Raw genomic sequence first — 17,168 nt, 5'->3', positions numbered from 1 at the left:
AATAGCAGTATCTTGATTTAATCGAGCCAGGCGAAGAACTTGTCCAGCGCTCTTTTGCGATGGGACATTTTATTTTTCTCCTCGGTACCGAGCTCACCGAATGTCTGACCTTTATAATCGAATATAGGATCATAACCAAAACCACCGCTGCCACGCTCTTCATAGGCGATCTCACCTTCGACGGTGCCGGTAAATGTCACAGGTTCCCCTCCGGGTTCGCAATAGCCTATGACCGACTTGAAAACAGCACCCCGGTCAGACTCATCTTCCATGAGCTTTAAGACCCTCTGATTACCAAGATTTTCTTCCACGAATGCGGAATAAGGACCCGGAAAACCATTCAGTGCATTGATGAAAAGACCCGAGTCATCCACCATCACAGGATGTTTCAACTTTTCCGCACAGTATTTTGCACCATATGCAGCTATAGGTTCAAGTTCATCTTCCTGAAGTTCAGGATAGCCATCCTTATTCTGTATAAGTTCAATGTCCTTGGCTGCAAGTATCTCTTTTGCCTCACTGAACTTACCTTTATTTCCTGTCACAAATACCATTTCACGCATAACGACCCCTCTTTTCGATCTCTTTAACTCTATCCAGCACTTCATCCGCCATATCAAGGGTTATCCTGTAACCGCGACTGAAGGCCTTTATCAATTCCTCATGATCCGTATGTGTGCTCTCAAGGGTCTGGAACAGAACATGGATGTCAACACCCCTCGATTCTACCGAACCATCCACATATGCAAGCCCGAAATCGATAAGGTAGATACGATCCCCACTGTAAAGCATATTGGAAGTTGTCAGATCACCATGGATTATACCACCACTGTGAAGCCTTCCGATAAGCTTGCCCATAAGCTTACACATATTTTCATCAATAACATATTTTACAGGCTTGCCCTCGATATATTCCATTTCAATAGTAAAATCATAAATATCATGTATTATCGGAGTAGGCACTCCACAACGCCTTGCATCGGACATCAATCGGGCTTCCGCACGTGTCCTTTCCTTGCGTATCCTCTCGTCCAGTTCCGCAACCCTGTATCTTTTCGGGATACGGTCCTTGATGATATAACCGTCTTTAAGGGAAACCACCGCTTCAGCCCCACTTTGAAGATACATCACAGGACCTCCTTTTCATCGACTATCCAGGTCACATCGACAGTATCCGGTCTGAAGCTCGGGTCCACATGAGAACTTTCGACAGGTAAAGTGGTCCCGGAATTGAACATCAACAGACCGGTATAAGCTATCATGGCACCATTGTCACCCATGAAACGTCTTTCAGGTACGTAGAAGCTCGCACCCCTGTCCTCACACATTACATTGAGCATTTCACGAAGCCGCATGTTCGCACCCACACCCCCTGCAAGAAGCACTTCGCTCTTACCGGTGTGGGCCAGTGCACGCTCGGTAACCTCCACAAGCATTGCAAAAGCATTCTCCTGGAAAGAATAACAGACATCTTCAAGGGAATTGTCCTTCAACGCATCCGTTGCAGCCGTGGATAAACCTGAAAAAGAGAAGTCCATACCCTTCACAACATATGGCATCTTCACATAGCTCGTAGCTTTCCTGGCATACGCCTCCACCTTCGGACCACCCGGATGGGTCAGCCCTGCGCCCCTTGCAAACTTATCAAGGGCATTCCCTATGCCGATATCAAGGGTTTCTCCGAATATCCTATACTTCCCAGCCCTGTGAGCAAGCACCTGCGAGTTCCCGCCACTGACATATAGCACCACAGGATCAACTGCCGGCGTTTTCCAGCGTCCGATCTCAACATGCCCGATACAGTGATTCACACCCACAAGCGGAATATCCAGCGACAATGCCAGTGCCCTTGCGGATGTTGCAACTGTCCTCAAACATGCCCCTAATCCCGGCCCCTGTGAGAACGCAATAGCATCTATATTTTCAGGAGAATGACCTTTATCCCGATATTCCTTCAGCAATCTTTCAATAACATCGGATGCATGCAAAGCATGATGCTGTGCAGCTTCTCTTGGATGAATACCTCCGGTCTTTGGCCGATATGTCTCAGTCACCTCTGCAATAACATCATCTTCGTCAACGATCGCTGCACTTAGATTCCAGGCTGTGCCTTCTATACCGAGAACAGTTGTCAATAAGTTAGTCTCCTTTTGGGAATAATGATTTTTGTGTGTATTAGATTTGATGGATTACATATAACTTGTCATTCCATTGAGAAACGTTTTAGTACTTAGTAAACCAATCCACACCCATGGAAGAAAAGGAATCAACAGCAAAAAACCCTGAGGTCAAAAACAAGGAAATGCTCCACACTGTCGGGGAAACGAGCCTTGGACTTCACACACCACCATCCTTAAGCAATGAGCTACCTGCCCTTGATGGCATCGAGTATATGTCACACAAGTCAGCAGGATTACAGTCCGCTTCTGACATGTGGATAGACAAAGCAAGGATGACAGAGAATCTTCAGAACAAGCCGGTCATAGAGAAGATCCTGAAAGGCAGGACACTCTAAAACTTCTACTTTTTCTGATACATTATTTTTTGCATCTTTTTTAAAGGAAACTCATGCGGTTATTATACCGATCAGATAGTCTCCAAAAGTTCGTCCAAAGTAAGGGACTTATCGAACTGAGTAACTCGTCCATCATCTGTCAGCGTGAATTTGCCCTGTGAAGCACCAGTGACAACAAAGTGTTCTGGACCAAAATCTTTGGTATCAGCCCATGTGTCATTGTTCAGATAAAGGAAAACCCTTTCCCCGGGAGAAAAAGAAGATTCATCTTCCACATCTATGGAAACGTAACCGTCACTACCACCCTGTATTCTAACTATAACTTCTGTTTCGGGCAATGGGTTTTTGAGATATCCATCCACACTGATAATGACATCAGTATAGAGAACATCATGCCAACCCAGGTCATCGATATCATCGGTTGGCCTCGTTCCGTCAGCAGTGTTCCATTTACTTGGAAGTACTTCCTTGACCGTACCTATTAAAATTACATCAGACCGATCGCTCAGATCTTCATAGCTTAAGAATTCAAGGAGGGCACTAACCACGAGAGTCTCTCCCACAAGAGCACGATCTATCTGATTGGTTGACTCAGTGGTTAATTCATTTTCTTTCACGATATCTATTGTGAAGTTATTGGATTCTGCCATGCCAATCCAATAAGGTTTTGTAATTGATTCACCCCTTGAAGTATGATATACGGCATTAAGTATATACTCACCATTACCCAGGTTCCAACACTTTGAACTAAAGGTAGCATTAAGAGATTGATCGGGATGGAGTTCAACAAGATCATCATTATTTAAAGGCACTCTTGAAATTACTCCACATTCATATGGCACTTTAGAACCATTTGGAAATAAGAAAGTAATATCATAGCTCACTTGTTCTTCCATTTTCCACACATTGATAGTTTTGTTACCAACGTTTGTTAACATCAAGTGAATTTTGAAAATTTCACCTTCCTGCACCTGTGTCTTTTCAGGCACCAGGATAAAATTCAATTCACCGATCTGCTGGTCAGGTTCTTTTGAATCTATACATCCCCCTGCAAGCAACATTGAACTTATTAGGAACAGTACTAGTATTATTGTGGTAATTTCTATATTGCTGAGATCTTTGATGTATTTAATGTTCATCCCCACCTAATCAATAAATTAGGCATATGGATTATATTCTTTCCCCTGTTCAACGTTTTATGTATTGACACACAACATTGACAAGTATGTCAAAATTGTGTTTTAGTTAATTTGAGGAAATCTAAAGATCTAATTATTTTAAAAAGAAGTGTGAGAGGATCATATAATATCCATCTCACTCAGCCTGTTCGGCAGATAAGTATCCGTTACAAAGTCCAGACCCTTTCCGGCAAAAGCTTGTTGTTCCGCCTTTTTCTTGATACTAAGCTGTAAGCTTATCTGCTCTTTCCAGTAATCGTTTGCGAACCTCGGGTCTGTAAGTTCACTTCTAAGCGCATCAATATCCTTGTCTGTCAGCTTATCGGTTGAAAGCTCATACTCAACGATATCCGTTGGCTGAACACCAATGAACTTGGCAGCTGGGGTTGCCATGAACTCCGAAAGGTGAGCACTCTTGATGGCACCGTATGCAACTGAAGCGAAGATCCTGTAAGACCAGGGATCACCATCAGTGAAAACAACTACAGGGATACCAAGCTCCTCGTTCATCCTTTTGATAAGACGGCGTGTTGACCTTGCAGGCTGTCCCTTAAGGTGCACAAGGATAGCATTGTACTTCTCATCAAAGCCGTTCTCGATAAGTCTTGCATACATACCACCAGTCTCTATGGCAATGATGAACTTGGCATCGTGGTCAAGGAACTCGATGTTCTCCACATTGAACGGGATCTGATAACCACTTTCACCGATATCTTCCTGACAGTGTATGATACGGGAACCACGTTTGGTCTCCTCGCGTATCCTTATAGGACCGAACATTGTCGCACCATCCTCTTCAGGACGCATATGGAAATATTCCCTCTGAAGGGCTGTGATTATCTCAAGGTCTTCAATAAGGCGATTGCTCTCCGCCTGCTCACGGAATTTCGCAATATCCCAGTTCTCTGAGATATAGTACAGCTCCCTTAAGGTCGAACCACGGTCCTGTGCCAGATGGTTCTTCACAAGAAAATCAATGGAATGTACTGTCTTAAGCAACTGGAAAGCCCCTTTGACCGTTTTTGCGGTCCTTTGGGTTTCCTTATCGCCATATACCCACACATCACTCTCATTACTGTATTCGATATTGTTCTTGGTACGGCTGGATATAGCCACATTCGGAACTATCTCGTCAATGAACTGGTCATATAGCTCCTCTGCCAGCCCCATCAGCCTGTTCTTTGCCAGATGGTCGTTCTGTTTTTTCTGCTCTGTGTAATTGGAATTAATAGTATCTGCCATTTCAGATCAACCCCTTGATAGCCTTCGCACCTGTGACCAGCTCTTCATCCAGACCTTCAACGATCAATTGAGGTAGCCGCTTTATCTCGTCCTCGCTCATGGAGCTCAACGAATATGTTATCGCTTTAGAGCCTTCAGGAGAAACCTTCATAGCCCATACATAATCAAAATCACTGCCCATTGAGATCACCTTTGGTTCTGGCGATACATCACCGATCTCATAGGGAAGCATATCGTGCAGCTTGAACTCAGCAAGTTTGCTGCCAAAGTTCTTCACCTTAATTGTGATCGCTGTATCCCCGTTATCCCCATGTTCCACATTGCGCATAACAAGAAGATTCCCCATTACCTTTGCGACCACCGGATTGATGTCAGGGAGATCACGCTCAAGCGTATCCGCAAGTTTCTGGGCCATCTTAGGCAATACCTTAGTGATGATGACCTCCTTCTCACGCCTTTTCTTAAGTGTGACCTGACGATTGAGATAACGGTTCATCTTCCTCGAGACCTCTTTGATCGCAAGCTCCACCTCATCCCTTATCTCAGGAATATCAGCAATGGCATCCTTGGATTCTGATGTGAACGGTACGTTCGTAGAAGCCACATGCACAAGCAGGACAACCGGACCAGATGGCATTCCGCCTCCGGGCTGGTTCAGACCATACTGTTTCCACTTGATCCCCTCGACAGCATGGGTTGACGCACATCCACCCTGCTGATACAGCAAGGGAACACGGTTTGCAAATCTCATGATATCAATACGGTCATCTTTCTGGAGAACACCACCGTATGCGATACCTACCTCCACCACGAAAGGATTGCCTGAAAAGACAGAAGGGCTACGAGTGGTCGTTGCGATAAAATCAACATTGAACTCCTTTTCAAGGCCTTTGTAGATGAGCTCTTCACCGATAGGAGAAAGACAATCTGTCGGTGGCGCCATTATCTTCACTTTTTTGAAGGCATCCAGCAGTTTCTTCGTCTGGTCCCTGGTCAGGTCCGAAGGCACCATCTCGGTATCGAGTCCCGCTGCCTTGCAGATCTCCTCGGCCGTAAGCAGACCTATCTTTGAGAACGAATAGCGTAAGAAAGGAGCTAATTTCTGGCGGTCGGTGTAGCGCAGCATCTTCATGAGGGTACCAAGCTCGATCCCATGAGGATGCGGCAATATTTCCTTTGCAGGAATTGGAAGCTTGTCTGTAGCCCTATCAAAGATGACCTCATTCCCGTCCGGCTCGATCAAAGTGAGCCGTGCATGAGGATTAACAATGGCGGTTGCCTTCAGATATTCATAGATGGACTGTCTGCGTCCCTTTACATAAGACGCTTCCATTTCCATCTCCACACGAGTACCATGTGGCCTGTCCCAGTCGATCACCTCATCAAGAAGGATCTCAGGGTCATTGGTACTGGTATTTATCATAACCTCATAGTGATGGGCAGGAGAGTCAGATCCGATCTTGGAAATGACACTTGTCGGGTGACCTGCTGTCAACTGTGCGTAAAGGACAGAAGCTGAGATACCAATACCCTGCTGGCCTCGACTTTGTTTCAGTGCATGAAAACGTGAGCCGTAGAGCAACTTGGCAAACACCTTTGGTATTTGCTCTTTAACAATACCCGGACCATTGTCCTCTATTATCACACGTACATTATCCTTTCCGACACGCTCGATATGAAGCAAGATGTCAGGAAGGATCTCTGCTTCCTCACATGCATCAAGGGAATTGTCCACTGCTTCCTTTACGGTAGTTATCAGACTACGCGGAGCAGAGTCAAAACCAAGGATCTGCCGGTTCTTTTCAAAGAATTCTGCAACACTTATTGCCTGCTGCTTTTTTGCAAGTTCTTCTGCAATTGGGGCTGCCATATGATACTCATCCTACATTACTAAAAATTTGGTTGAAACAACGACTATACATTTTCTGATAGAGATATCAGGAGCTATTGACTGGGATCATTAAAAAATAGAATGCAAGATATTTATTCGTTTGCAACCATTCTAATTTTCAGCATGATCACTCTGACAAGACCTCTGCAAAACATATCCACGAAATGAGATATCGAGTTAGATACTACACCGATAACCATAGTGGATAAGGTTAAGCTCATTTTCCAATATCTTCATTCCAGAGTTCCGGATTTGTACTGATAAATTCGTCCATCATTGATACACATTCGTCAAGATCAAGGTCTATCACTTCAACACCGTGGGATTCCATGAACTCCTTTGCACCCGGAAATGTCCGGGATTCACCAACAATTACCTTTTTTATGCCAAATTGCACCACAGCACCGGCACAAAGATAGCAGGGCATCAAAGTGGAATAAAGAATTGAATCACGGTAGCTCCCAACCCTTCCGGCATCCCTAAGGCATGAGATTTCAGCATGTGCCATTGGGTCATCCTGTTGAACACGCAAATTGTGACCCTTGCCTATAATAAGATCATCCCTTACAAGAACTGAACCAATGGGGATCCCGCCACTGTTAAGTCCCGATCTCGCTTCATCTATTGCTACCTGCATAAATTCATCCATGTTTTTACACCCCGAGAATTTAAATGGAAATATTAATAAGTATAAATATATTAAATATTATAAATGTTTTGAAAAAAAGAATTCATTCAGGGATCCCTAACCTGTAGATCCTGTCATTTTCCCGCACTTTATCCGTGACAGCAATTCCCACGACATCCCCTGAAGATGCGGATAGTACAGAACCTTCATCCGACCTTATTTCAGTGACATCCTGTTCAAAGTATGTGCTTTTGCCTTCGATTATAATGTGATCCCCAACAGCGAGACCAGTTTCGAGAAGCTTTACTTCCGCAGCCCCGCTCTTTCTGTAATAGTTGGTGACCACGCCCACAGCATGTCTTTTAGTAGTTGATATATTCATATCGGATTCGATGGAAATACCATCCGGACCCGGGACCCCGAAGTAGAACCCCGTGGAAAAGCCACGGTTGAAGACAGAGGCCAGCTCTTCTTTCCATGACCTCGCTTTTTCAAGTGTGTACGAACCATCACAATAGGAATCAAGGGCTTCACGATAACAGCGGGATACTGTAGATGTATATCTCGCGTCCTTCAACCTACCTTCGACCTTGAATGCATTCACACCTGCATCGATCAGCTCAGGGATATGTTCTATCATGCAAAGGTCCCTTGCACTTAGCAGATATTTACCTTCAAGGTCGACCTCACTGCCGTCCTCCCCAACAAGTTTCCAGCCCCACCGGCATGGTTGGGAACATTCGCCACAATTACCGGATTTGCCGAGAACGTAAGCGGAAAGGTAGCACCTGCCGGAGATAGCCTGACACATGGCGCCGTGAATGAAAACCTCAAGCTCGACATCGGTGTTACGGCGGATCTCCTTTATGTCATCCATGCTGAGCTCCCTTGCCAGAACGACCCGGGAAGCTCCCAGGGAACCATAGAATTCCACTGTCTGCCAGTTCGAGACATTCGCCTGAGTGGATATGTGAACCCTAAGACCTGCATTTACTGCCTTTGTGATAACCGCCGGATCCCAGGCAATGACAGCATCCACATCCGAGGATGCCACAGAATCAATTACAATATCCAGATCATCAAGGTCATCGGGATAGATCACCGTGTTCAGCGCAAGATAGGCATTGAGGTCATTCTCTTTGATATCCCCTACAAAATCGTTGAGACCATCAAGAGTGATATCACATGCTCTTGCCCTTAGACTGAACCTGTCGATGGAGAAGTAGACCCCGTCTGCATAGTCCCTGCACGCAGCCAGAGCTGCACGATTCTTGACACCCATCATAAGTTCAGGGATCTTTACAGATGATCCAGAGCAGTTCATGGAGTAGCATCGTAAATGATAGTTTAAATCAGTTATTGTTGGAAAAGAAAAAAGAGGGATGCGAGTTAAAGATCGAGAACTTGCTCGATTGGAGCATATATTTCAGTAAGGATATCTTCAGGAGCCACCTCTTGCGGATCGTTCAGATATATTTCCCTCATCGGACCGATAATAGCAAATCCATTCTCGGCCAGCCATGTAAATAGTGCCTGATATGTAGGACCACAGTCCTCATAAGGACCTTTGTGGATGGTCTTCGCCATTTTTCCACCCGGCAGTTCGTAGCACTTGACATTATCAGTATCCTCCATCTTTTCTGATACAGGGATAACGACTTCCAGCTCAGCGTTACCTTCAGAATCAGCCCTCAGTGCATCTTCTTCACTGGTCTCATGCATGACAAAGATCGGTGGACCGGCTATCTCAATATTGTTCCCAACAGCAAACTGGAATATTTCAGGGAACATCGTAGGAAGTAGCTTGTAACTCCCGACCTTTCTTATTCCAATAACGAGTTGTGGTTCAACTTCAACTATACTTATATCGATCATCTCAGTACCCCCATATCATTTCACAATATTACTTGTAGCTAATTTTGTAAATATTGTCCCAATATTGAACATAGCTAGTACTTTTATTTATAAGCATTCCAATTGAACAATGGACATCTTCCCGGAGATCATTCCCCAACAAACGGCCTGGAAACCCTGATAATGATCACTGACACCAGACCCCAGGCAAACGGAAGCCATAAGGGGATGTTAAAGAAAAAGGCAGCTGCGTATGTCCAGACCCCTAGATAAGTACCGATGAACTCTGCACTACATCCAATGATGACACCTGACACAAATACGATATTATCCCCTTTCTCAGACCAGAAATATTCGCGTATGCCATATATAGATAAGATCAGAAAGGTCAGCAGAAGGTTGTTTTCCCAGAATTGTACTGCTACGATCAGTGCAACCGCAAAGATGAACAGGTCCCTGAAGATCGCTTTTTTCATGTAGTTCTCCATGCAGCACTAGAAAACATAATTGTATAAATAAAATTTGGAGTTTATATTGATCAAAGTAAGGGAACAAAGCCAGGATCTTGTTGAGAAGAAAATAAAAAGTTGAAGGTAGGTCAAGCAGACCTAACTACCTCCAAGCATTTTCAGATCACATTGAAATACAAGAGCAGAGCAAGTAATATCAATATAACACCTGTAACGAACCTTATCGCAGAGCGTCTTTTCTCCCTGAATTGCATCACAGTTTCAGGACTCATACCGAACGCCAGAAATACACCAAGTCCTAACACCGGAAGCACGACTCCGAAATTGTATAGGAAAAGATATACAGCCCCTTCCAGCAGATTTGTCCTTGCTATTAACATATCCAGGATAGAAAGATAAACGGCACCTACACAGGGAGCTTTGACCAATGAGAATAAACCACCTGCAAAGAACGATAGAGCAAGGGCATTCTTCCCGTGTATGCTGTCCATAAAGGATATTATTGAACCCGGTGTTTTGAAGGTCGATCTTGAGTGGCGCTTGAGGTGGTATGCGTCATAGATATGCCAGATACCGAGAACCCCTATCAATACCGTCATGAACAATGTTATAGCATCCCTTGATGCAGGGAAGATAGTGACGGCTTTCAGGAAACTGATTCCGAATATCATGTAAGTGGTGAATATACCGGCGCAGAACCCACCGATGACCACCAGCATTTCTTTCTTCCCGCCGTTAGAGGATATCGTGACCGAAGCCAGGAATGCCATCACTGCGAGAAGGCAGGGATTGAAGCCGGCGAGCAGGCCTGTGATCAGTACAATTACCGGTGAGAGTTCAAAGGAAGTAATGCTTCCATCAACATTTTTGGCTAATGGTAAAGTACCATTGGCCGGAATTGCCGGTGCGTTCTCAATAGCTTCTACCAGAAGGCTTTCAAGTAATATATCATCCCCATCGTAATCGGAATAAGCTATAACCGTACTCTTGTTTATTACAATAGCAGGAACAGTGTATACTCCGTATCCTTTCATGATACTGTAGGAGGTCGCTACGTTGTGACTTGTGTAATTGATACCCTCAAGCCTGACGACCACCGAATCTATGACAGGGGACGTTTGCTGGCATTTCAGGCAGCCATCCTCGTAGAAATATTCAACCAGCACTTCGTCTGATCGGGCTGCTGAAGCAGGCATCATGCTTGAAATGACAAGCAGAAGTATCAATAAGGTCAATATCGATTTAGTGGCATACTGTCGTAGCACATGTCTTTTTGTCATATTCACTCTCTGAAACTATCTTTTTTGATATATCCAGCACTTCACCATTATTTGCCAAGACATAACCTTCCACAACATACAGATCGCTTATCTTCTGGCAAGAACAACTGCGCTCCATGATCTCAACTTTCCAAATATCGTATCCCTGCATGGCAGTACCATTTTGGTCGTAAGGTGTTTCCTGGACAAAGGTTGTTCTGATAACCCTCCAATCCGGTTCTTTGAAGTGACGTGCCATATAATCAGATACAACCGGATCATTCATCGTTATTTCTACAGCTTGAGAGCCATTAAGATTAGACCTCAACTGCGGATCGTTCTCCTGCTGAGAGTAATTTGCATAAACAAGACCTACTCCCACAAGACAAAATAAAACCACTACAGCTACTGCTGCTACAACTAAATTTGAACTTTTTATAAGCGTACCCCCTTATTATATACAAATTATAATTGATCTAATATAAGGCTAATTAACTAATTTTTGCATTTCATATATTAGTTACTTAAGAAAGTCAATGCTAAGTTTAATTTTTTGATGAAATATAAAGTTGAGTATAGAGGAAAGAATAGTTCTTGGGTTTAAAGCAAAGGAGTCATCTATCATCTTGTCGGGAAGAAGAAAATGGTTGATCTTGTTAAGCATTTTTATGAGAGGAAAAGAGATGATTCCGATCTAGAGGTTGGAGATGTTGAAAGATTTTTGTTAAGGTCCATTGGCCTACAAAACATGAATAAGATAATTCTACTGTGTAATTGATATAGAATACTATACAAAGATTCAATGAATACCAACTAAAGGAGTGGGGGTTAAAGCATGGGCATGAAAGAATTTGAAGGTATGGTTTTCTGCCAGAGCTGTGGAATGCCTTTGGGGAAAGACGAAGATTTTGGAACTAATGCCGACGGGACAAAAAATGATGAATATTGTCTCTATTGCTACCAGAAGGGGAAGTTCACACAACCTGATATTACCCTGGAAGAAATGATAGAGCAAACTTCAAAAGCAATAGATAAAGAGGGATTTATGCCTCTGGAAGAAGCACAGAAGCTGAGTAAACAGAATATTCCAAAATTAAAGAGATGGAAGTGAATTTTTGAAGTGACGCTGTCAGTGTTACTTTACCGGAAGCAGAATACTAGGTCAGGAAAGCCTTTCAGACTTAATTATCTTATTAAAGAGAGTTGACCTTCGGGCAACCATCTGTGATAGATACATCCAGGGTGAGATGAATCAGGTGAATTTGATAGCTGAACCAAAGCAGGAGAACCAGGACAGAAGAAGACTGCCCTGAATTCACAGGCATTTCCCACTCAATTAAATTATGAATGCAATGCTCATGTTTTTTCGGATTTTCAAACAGGATGAGGAAAGAAGTTGTTCCAGAAAATGCATATTTTTATATAAAGGAGCATAGTACTAACGAAGTCTTCAAAAACGAAAATGAGTGAATCAAATGATAAAAATAAAAGGACATGAAATTGACCCAGTAATTATTAAGAACGCTGGTAATCGTAGAGCTATGCAATTCAAGAACAATATTGTTACGGCTTTGAGAAGGGTCGGTGTTAATGAAAATGATATTGATGTCCCTCTTGAACGTTTAGCGATGAAAAAAACTTATGCTTCTGCAACCTGGTACCAGGATGGACATCGAATGCATTACACCCATGGGCTACAAAATAAATATGTAGAGAATCTTCATATCCTATCCAAGGTGATTGAGATCGAAGCAAATAGGGTAATTTCCGGGGAAAAACCACTGTCCGATTTCATTTTAGAGTTCAAAGAAGATAAAGACGTTCATGACAAGCGCAAAGAGGCACGAGAGTTTTTCGAGTGTGCTCATGATGAGACCGATTTTGAGGTCATTAATAAAAAATACAAGGAAATGGCAAAAGAATTGCACCCGGATAAGCCAACTGGTGACACTGAGAAATTCAAGCAGCTAAATGTCGCTCATAAGATACTGAAGAGAGAATTGACATAAACTCCCTTCATACATCTTACTTTTCATTCCATTCTGATCTGACAGGATCCATTACACATCAACCTTACAAATTCGGACATAATATCATAATTTACCTTTGCACAGGACACGATACTATTATCCCCCATCATCCGCAATTGTGAACTAATTGTATGTCAGCGGGATTAGCTCGTATGCTAATATGGAATAAATTTCATAAAATGATCATTGGTATTAGTTAAATAATTCAATAAATTAAAAAAAAAGATTGGTTGAGAGGTGATCACTCCCAACTAGTTCTTAACAATATGGTTCACCAGAACGATACATATCTACCAGTTCACTGAGTTCTCCAATAGATATTGGTCCCTGGTTACGGTAGTCATCGATTGCCGTACTCAATTCACCGATATCGATCACAGAATCCTTATTTTCATCGTATGGATTGTATGTAACCACAGGGGCTTCGTTAATGGTCAGAATCGTATTTATGACCGAGGCATCTATGGCAACTCCTAATGGATCACTTATGATCACGTTTTTCAGACTGATCTTTGATGTGCTTGTAGCTTGCTCCTTTACACTCATTGTGATGGTTGCAAATGATTCAGGTTCTAAGCCACTTGGAGAACCCAGTATCAAACCGTAAACACCTGAAAGTTTTCCTGCATTGTTGTCTATGTTTCCGGCGTTAAAAAATGTTGAAGCTCCATACTGACTAAAGAATATGCCTTCAGATACACTTTCTACCTGTAATTTTGAGCTGTCAAACTCGATATCTAACTGTAATCCTGCAATTGTAGTATCAGGTGATACAAAGACATCTATTGTGAAGCTTTCACCGGTTTTGGCCATTTGAGTTGATGGTTCAAGTGTTACTTCTGTTGCAGTTGAATTGAAACAACCAAAGACAAGCAGAAGTAAAAAGATCGTAATTATTGTAATGATTTTGATGGGTAAGCCCTCCTTATTATAGAGCTTGTAGACTTATATATATATATAATTATTCAATGACTTATATAATAAAATTGGATTTATTCTGAACAAAATCATTTTTGTACGTCTCAAATCGAGAGCTCCTGAGAAAGTTAAAAGGATCTAATTTATTTAAAATAATCAGAACAAAATTATTGTTTGAGAATTAAACTAAATACCCCGAATTTCTCCAAACAATATGATCATTGAAAGTTTACGGTAAACTTTCTGCTTATTTAGAGGATTCGGTTTTTTTGTGTTACCTATATCCCCAAACTAATTATTTTAAAGCAGATCGATGTAATGCCTGGTATTAGCTCCCATTACATTCATAGCAAAGATCCCATATCCATTATTAGCGAGACCACTATTGCAATTATCGAGAAGGTGATGATAAGCAGGTAGTTCAAACGTTCTTTTGAAACTGAAAGGCTCCATATAATGTATTTCAGACCATCCAGATCCTTTTCTGTAAGGATCTCGCGCTTTTCGATCTTGTCAAGCAGTTCAAGTTCATCCAGAACTTTTGTGCGGCGCTTTGCTATACGATAGCGGTGGGCAAAAAATACCATGTACCCAATAACTCCGAGATAGAATAGTATGCTTGCGAGATGATCATTATAGTAATCAGCTATGATTATGACCCTCAAGGCTATTGCAGAAACAAGACCCACCCAGAAATATAAACTGATGGTCCTGTTGCTATAACCTTTTGGTATCTTTACGCCCGAGAGATTTATTTTACAGCTACCCATGGAAGTAGATATGCAATCATTTCTTATAAAGTTTGTTGATAACTTTATATAGTAAAATAAAGGTAAACGGTTTCCTTTTGCCCGATAAGGGATTTTGGCGAACAATGTGCTATGGACAATAAGCCGTTTGCCCTCAATGTTCATGTGAAGGAGAAGTTGGATAAGACCAAAAAGGAATCAAATGGAAGATAAACTTTTTTAGAACTAAATTAATAAGATAATTGGTTTAGAATATATTAAATAGACTTTTATATAATACCAATCTTATATAAAGAATGTAATAAATGTGGCACTTGTGCCCAGTGGAAAAATATATATGTATTTGTGTATGCCACATAAAATATATATTAAAGCATGCTTCAATAAATGAGAATGATTTGTATTAATATACTTCGGAAAAAGTGGTTTTTTGATGCGTTTTGAGATAAAGGATGGAAAGGACACAAATCTTTTTTTGAAAGATTGCGGCATACCATCAAATTTTTTTGAACAAAGTCCCATAGGAATGGCTTTTGTAAGTCCAAAAGGAAAATGGATCAAAGTTAATCCATTTTTATGTAGCATGCTTGGCTACTCTGAATCAGAGCTACTTCAATTCGATTTTCAAAAGATCACATATCCAGAGGACCTCAAAGAGAATATCACTTATTTAAAAAGGATGCTGGATGGAAATATTGATGTTTATAAAACTGATAAAAGGTATGTCCACAAGGATGGCAGCCTAATATGGATAAAGCTGGTTGTCTATCCTTTCAGAGATCAGAATAATGAAACCCTGTATTTCGTGGCTCAGATGGAAGACATAAATAAACACAAATTAGCCGAAAAGGCGATTGAAGAGTCTGAAAGAAAGTTCAGAGACATATTCAATTATTCCCGTGATGCTATATTCATACATGACATGGATTTCAATATTCTAGAAGTCAATCAAAGAGCATCTTATTATCTGGGCTATAGCAAGGATGAACTGCTTCAGATGTCAATCCCCGATCTAACAGGTGATGATTGTAGATCACGAATTGACCGCATCAGTGAGGATTTGATCGAGGGGAGATATTCGAATTTTGACGCGATCGCCACCAGAAAGGATGGTTCTGAATTCTTATATGAGGCGAGTTTACGCTTAATAGATTATCAGAATAAACCGGCTATTCTGGTAATAGCTCGTGATATCACTGAACGCAAAGAAAATGAAAATTTGTTAAAAGAATCAGAACAAAAGTTCAGGAATTTGTTTGAGAGTGCTAGTGATGGTATATTCATCAATGACTTTGAAGGTAATTTCCTTGAGGTCAACGAGGTAATATGCGAAAAATTGGGTTACACCCGAGAAGAAATGATGAGCCTGAAAGCCCGAGAAATCATCTCCAAAGAGGACATAAGAAAACTTACAGGAAGAATAAATGAACTGACGAGTATAGAACATTCCATATTCGAGATAGTGCATGTTCGAAAGGATGGATCAACTATCCCAACCGAGACCAGCGCAAAGATAATCGAATATTCAGGCAAAAGGGCCATACTCAGTACAGCCCGGGACATTACAGAAAGAAAACGAGCAGAGGAGATGCTCCAGAAAAGTGAAGAGAAATATAGCGCCCTTTTCCATTATAACAGCGCTGTGATGCTAATGATCGAACCGGATACCGGCAACATAGTGGATGCAAATCCTGCTGCATGCTCATACTATGGCTACGACATAAAAGAGCTCAACCATATGAAGATAACCGATATCAACATGTTTTCAAAAAAGCAAGTATTCGAAGAGATGGAAAATGCAAGATCTGAAAAGAGAAAACAATTTTTCTTCACCCACAGGCTTTCCAGCGGGGAAATGCGCAATGTGGAGGTCTACAGCTGCCCAATAATGATCAATGACAAAAAGCTCCTTTACTCGATAATTCACGATATCACAGACCGCAAAAAAGCAGAGGACGAGCTTGTCAATGCTAAAATTGAAGCAGATTCAGCCAATAGGACCAAGAGCGAATTCATCGCAAATATGAGTCATGAGCTAAGGACACCTCTTAATTCGATCATCGGTTTTTCGAAGTTGCTAAATAGCGATCCTTTCGGCAACATGACTGAAAAAGAAATTAAATATTCATACAATATCATGAACGCTGGGAATCACTTAATGGATATTATCAATGACATTCTTGATATTTCAAAGATAGAAAGCGGAAAAATGGAACTTGAATATGAAAAGATAACATCACCGAATTTCTTTTTTGAAGTAGAAGCTATGATAAAACATCTGGCAGATAAAAAGCACATTGAGATCTGTAATCAGGTTAGTTCTAAAAATATCGAAATATCTGCTGACCGGTTAAGATTGAAACAAATATTGTATAATCTGTTAAGCAATTCCTTGAAGTTCACACCTGAACATGGGTGTATATAGATCAATGCG

The 17,168-nt window shown here is 41.7% G+C and carries 18 protein-coding genes; 4 read left to right on the top strand and 14 right to left on the bottom strand.

The features are described from left to right. Window positions 1-17: 17 nt before the first annotated feature. From AC20MK_RS02970 to AC20MK_RS02960, 3 genes are read right to left on the bottom strand one after another with little or no spacing between them, the layout of a single operon-like run. Window positions 18-563 carry an XTP/dITP diphosphatase gene (locus AC20MK_RS02970; RefSeq protein WP_487356519.1) on the bottom strand — a complete coding sequence of 182 codons (546 nt, stop codon included), beginning with the start codon at window positions 561-563 and terminating at the stop codon, window positions 18-20. Next, a complete protein-coding gene (locus AC20MK_RS02965; RefSeq protein WP_487356518.1) occupies window positions 556-1,128 on the bottom strand; it encodes a Kae1-associated kinase Bud32 in 573 nt (190 codons plus the stop codon). Before AC20MK_RS02965 ends, AC20MK_RS02970 begins: the two co-directional genes overlap by 8 nt. After that, entirely contained in the window at window positions 1,128-2,135 is a 1,008-nt protein-coding gene (locus AC20MK_RS02960) for a bifunctional N(6)-L-threonylcarbamoyladenine synthase/serine/threonine protein kinase (RefSeq protein ID WP_487356517.1), read from the bottom strand. The genes AC20MK_RS02965 and AC20MK_RS02960 overlap by 1 nt, the downstream gene beginning before the upstream one ends. 116 nt (window positions 2,136-2,251) lie before the next feature. Between AC20MK_RS02960 and AC20MK_RS02955 the strand changes: the two genes are divergently transcribed. After that, the gene (locus AC20MK_RS02955; protein WP_487356516.1) at window positions 2,252-2,515 is read left to right on the top strand and encodes a hypothetical protein; all 264 of its coding nucleotides are present in this window, start codon (window positions 2,252-2,254) and stop codon (window positions 2,513-2,515) included. A gap of 71 nt (window positions 2,516-2,586) precedes the next feature. On the opposite strand, the gene AC20MK_RS02950 is transcribed toward AC20MK_RS02955, so the two are convergent. The 9 genes from AC20MK_RS02950 to AC20MK_RS02910 all read right to left on the bottom strand — a co-directional run bounded on the left by AC20MK_RS02950 (window position 2,587) and on the right by AC20MK_RS02910 (window position 11,437). Further along, window positions 2,587-3,654 (bottom strand): hypothetical protein, encoded by a 1,068-nt coding sequence (locus AC20MK_RS02950; protein WP_487356515.1) that lies wholly within the window; start codon window positions 3,652-3,654, stop codon window positions 2,587-2,589. A gap of 159 nt (window positions 3,655-3,813) precedes the next feature. Then, window positions 3,814-4,935 carry a DNA topoisomerase IV subunit A gene (locus AC20MK_RS02945; RefSeq protein WP_487356514.1) on the bottom strand — a complete coding sequence of 374 codons (1,122 nt, stop codon included), beginning with the start codon at window positions 4,933-4,935 and terminating at the stop codon, window positions 3,814-3,816. Between the two features lies 1 nt (window position 4,936). Then, complete coding sequence (locus AC20MK_RS02940; protein ID WP_487356513.1) at window positions 4,937-6,805, bottom strand: DNA topoisomerase VI subunit B; 1,869 nt, start codon at window positions 6,803-6,805, stop codon at window positions 4,937-4,939. Window positions 6,806-7,043: 238 nt separating this feature from the next. Further along, a complete protein-coding gene (locus AC20MK_RS02935) occupies window positions 7,044-7,475 on the bottom strand; it encodes a nucleoside deaminase (RefSeq protein WP_487356512.1) in 432 nt (143 codons plus the stop codon). Between the two features lie 82 nt (window positions 7,476-7,557). Beyond that, the gene (locus tag AC20MK_RS02930; protein ID WP_487356511.1) at window positions 7,558-8,778 is read right to left on the bottom strand and encodes a peptidase U32 family protein; all 1,221 of its coding nucleotides are present in this window, start codon (window positions 8,776-8,778) and stop codon (window positions 7,558-7,560) included. Between the two features lie 65 nt (window positions 8,779-8,843). Then, window positions 8,844-9,329: a GyrI-like domain-containing protein gene (locus AC20MK_RS02925; protein ID WP_487356510.1), complete on the bottom strand. Its 486-nt coding sequence runs from the start codon at window positions 9,327-9,329 to the stop codon at window positions 8,844-8,846. A 128-nt stretch (window positions 9,330-9,457) separates the two neighbouring features. Next, window positions 9,458-9,784: a hypothetical protein gene (locus AC20MK_RS02920; protein WP_487356509.1), complete on the bottom strand. Its 327-nt coding sequence runs from the start codon at window positions 9,782-9,784 to the stop codon at window positions 9,458-9,460. 152 nt (window positions 9,785-9,936) lie between these two features. Next, on the bottom strand, window positions 9,937-11,058 hold the full coding sequence (locus tag AC20MK_RS02915) for a cytochrome c biogenesis protein (protein ID WP_487356508.1): 1,122 nt from the start codon (window positions 11,056-11,058) through the stop codon (window positions 9,937-9,939). After that, window positions 11,021-11,437 (bottom strand): hypothetical protein, encoded by a 417-nt coding sequence (locus AC20MK_RS02910; RefSeq protein ID WP_487356507.1) that lies wholly within the window; start codon window positions 11,435-11,437, stop codon window positions 11,021-11,023. Before AC20MK_RS02910 ends, AC20MK_RS02915 begins: the two co-directional genes overlap by 38 nt. A gap of 435 nt (window positions 11,438-11,872) precedes the next feature. Here AC20MK_RS02910 and AC20MK_RS02905 point away from each other — a divergent pair, with 435 nt between their 5' ends. Together AC20MK_RS02905 and AC20MK_RS02900 are read left to right on the top strand one after the other, a co-directional pair. Then, window positions 11,873-12,148, top strand: coding sequence for a zinc ribbon domain-containing protein (locus AC20MK_RS02905; RefSeq protein ID WP_487356506.1), 276 nt, complete (start codon window positions 11,873-11,875; stop codon window positions 12,146-12,148). A 364-nt stretch (window positions 12,149-12,512) separates the two neighbouring features. After that, window positions 12,513-13,046, top strand: a complete 534-nt coding sequence (locus AC20MK_RS02900; protein ID WP_487356505.1) for a J domain-containing protein — start codon at window positions 12,513-12,515, stop codon at window positions 13,044-13,046. A gap of 279 nt (window positions 13,047-13,325) precedes the next feature. Here the strand turns inward: AC20MK_RS02900 and AC20MK_RS02895 are convergent, their stop codons facing one another. Then, on the bottom strand, window positions 13,326-13,943 hold the full coding sequence (locus tag AC20MK_RS02895; protein ID WP_487357046.1) for a cohesin domain-containing protein: 618 nt from the start codon (window positions 13,941-13,943) through the stop codon (window positions 13,326-13,328). 386 nt (window positions 13,944-14,329) lie between these two features. After that, window positions 14,330-14,755, bottom strand: coding sequence for a hypothetical protein (locus AC20MK_RS02890; RefSeq protein WP_487356504.1), 426 nt, complete (start codon window positions 14,753-14,755; stop codon window positions 14,330-14,332). Window positions 14,756-15,167: 412 nt separating this feature from the next. On the opposite strand from AC20MK_RS02890, the gene AC20MK_RS02885 reads away from it, so the two are divergent. After that, window positions 15,168-17,159, top strand: a complete 1,992-nt coding sequence (locus AC20MK_RS02885; RefSeq protein WP_487356503.1) for a PAS domain-containing protein — start codon at window positions 15,168-15,170, stop codon at window positions 17,157-17,159. Window positions 17,160-17,168: the final 9 nt, after the last annotated feature.

The organism is Methanococcoides sp. DA23 (genome assembly GCF_057593895.1).
This window is presented reverse-complemented; position numbering and strand designations above follow the sequence as displayed.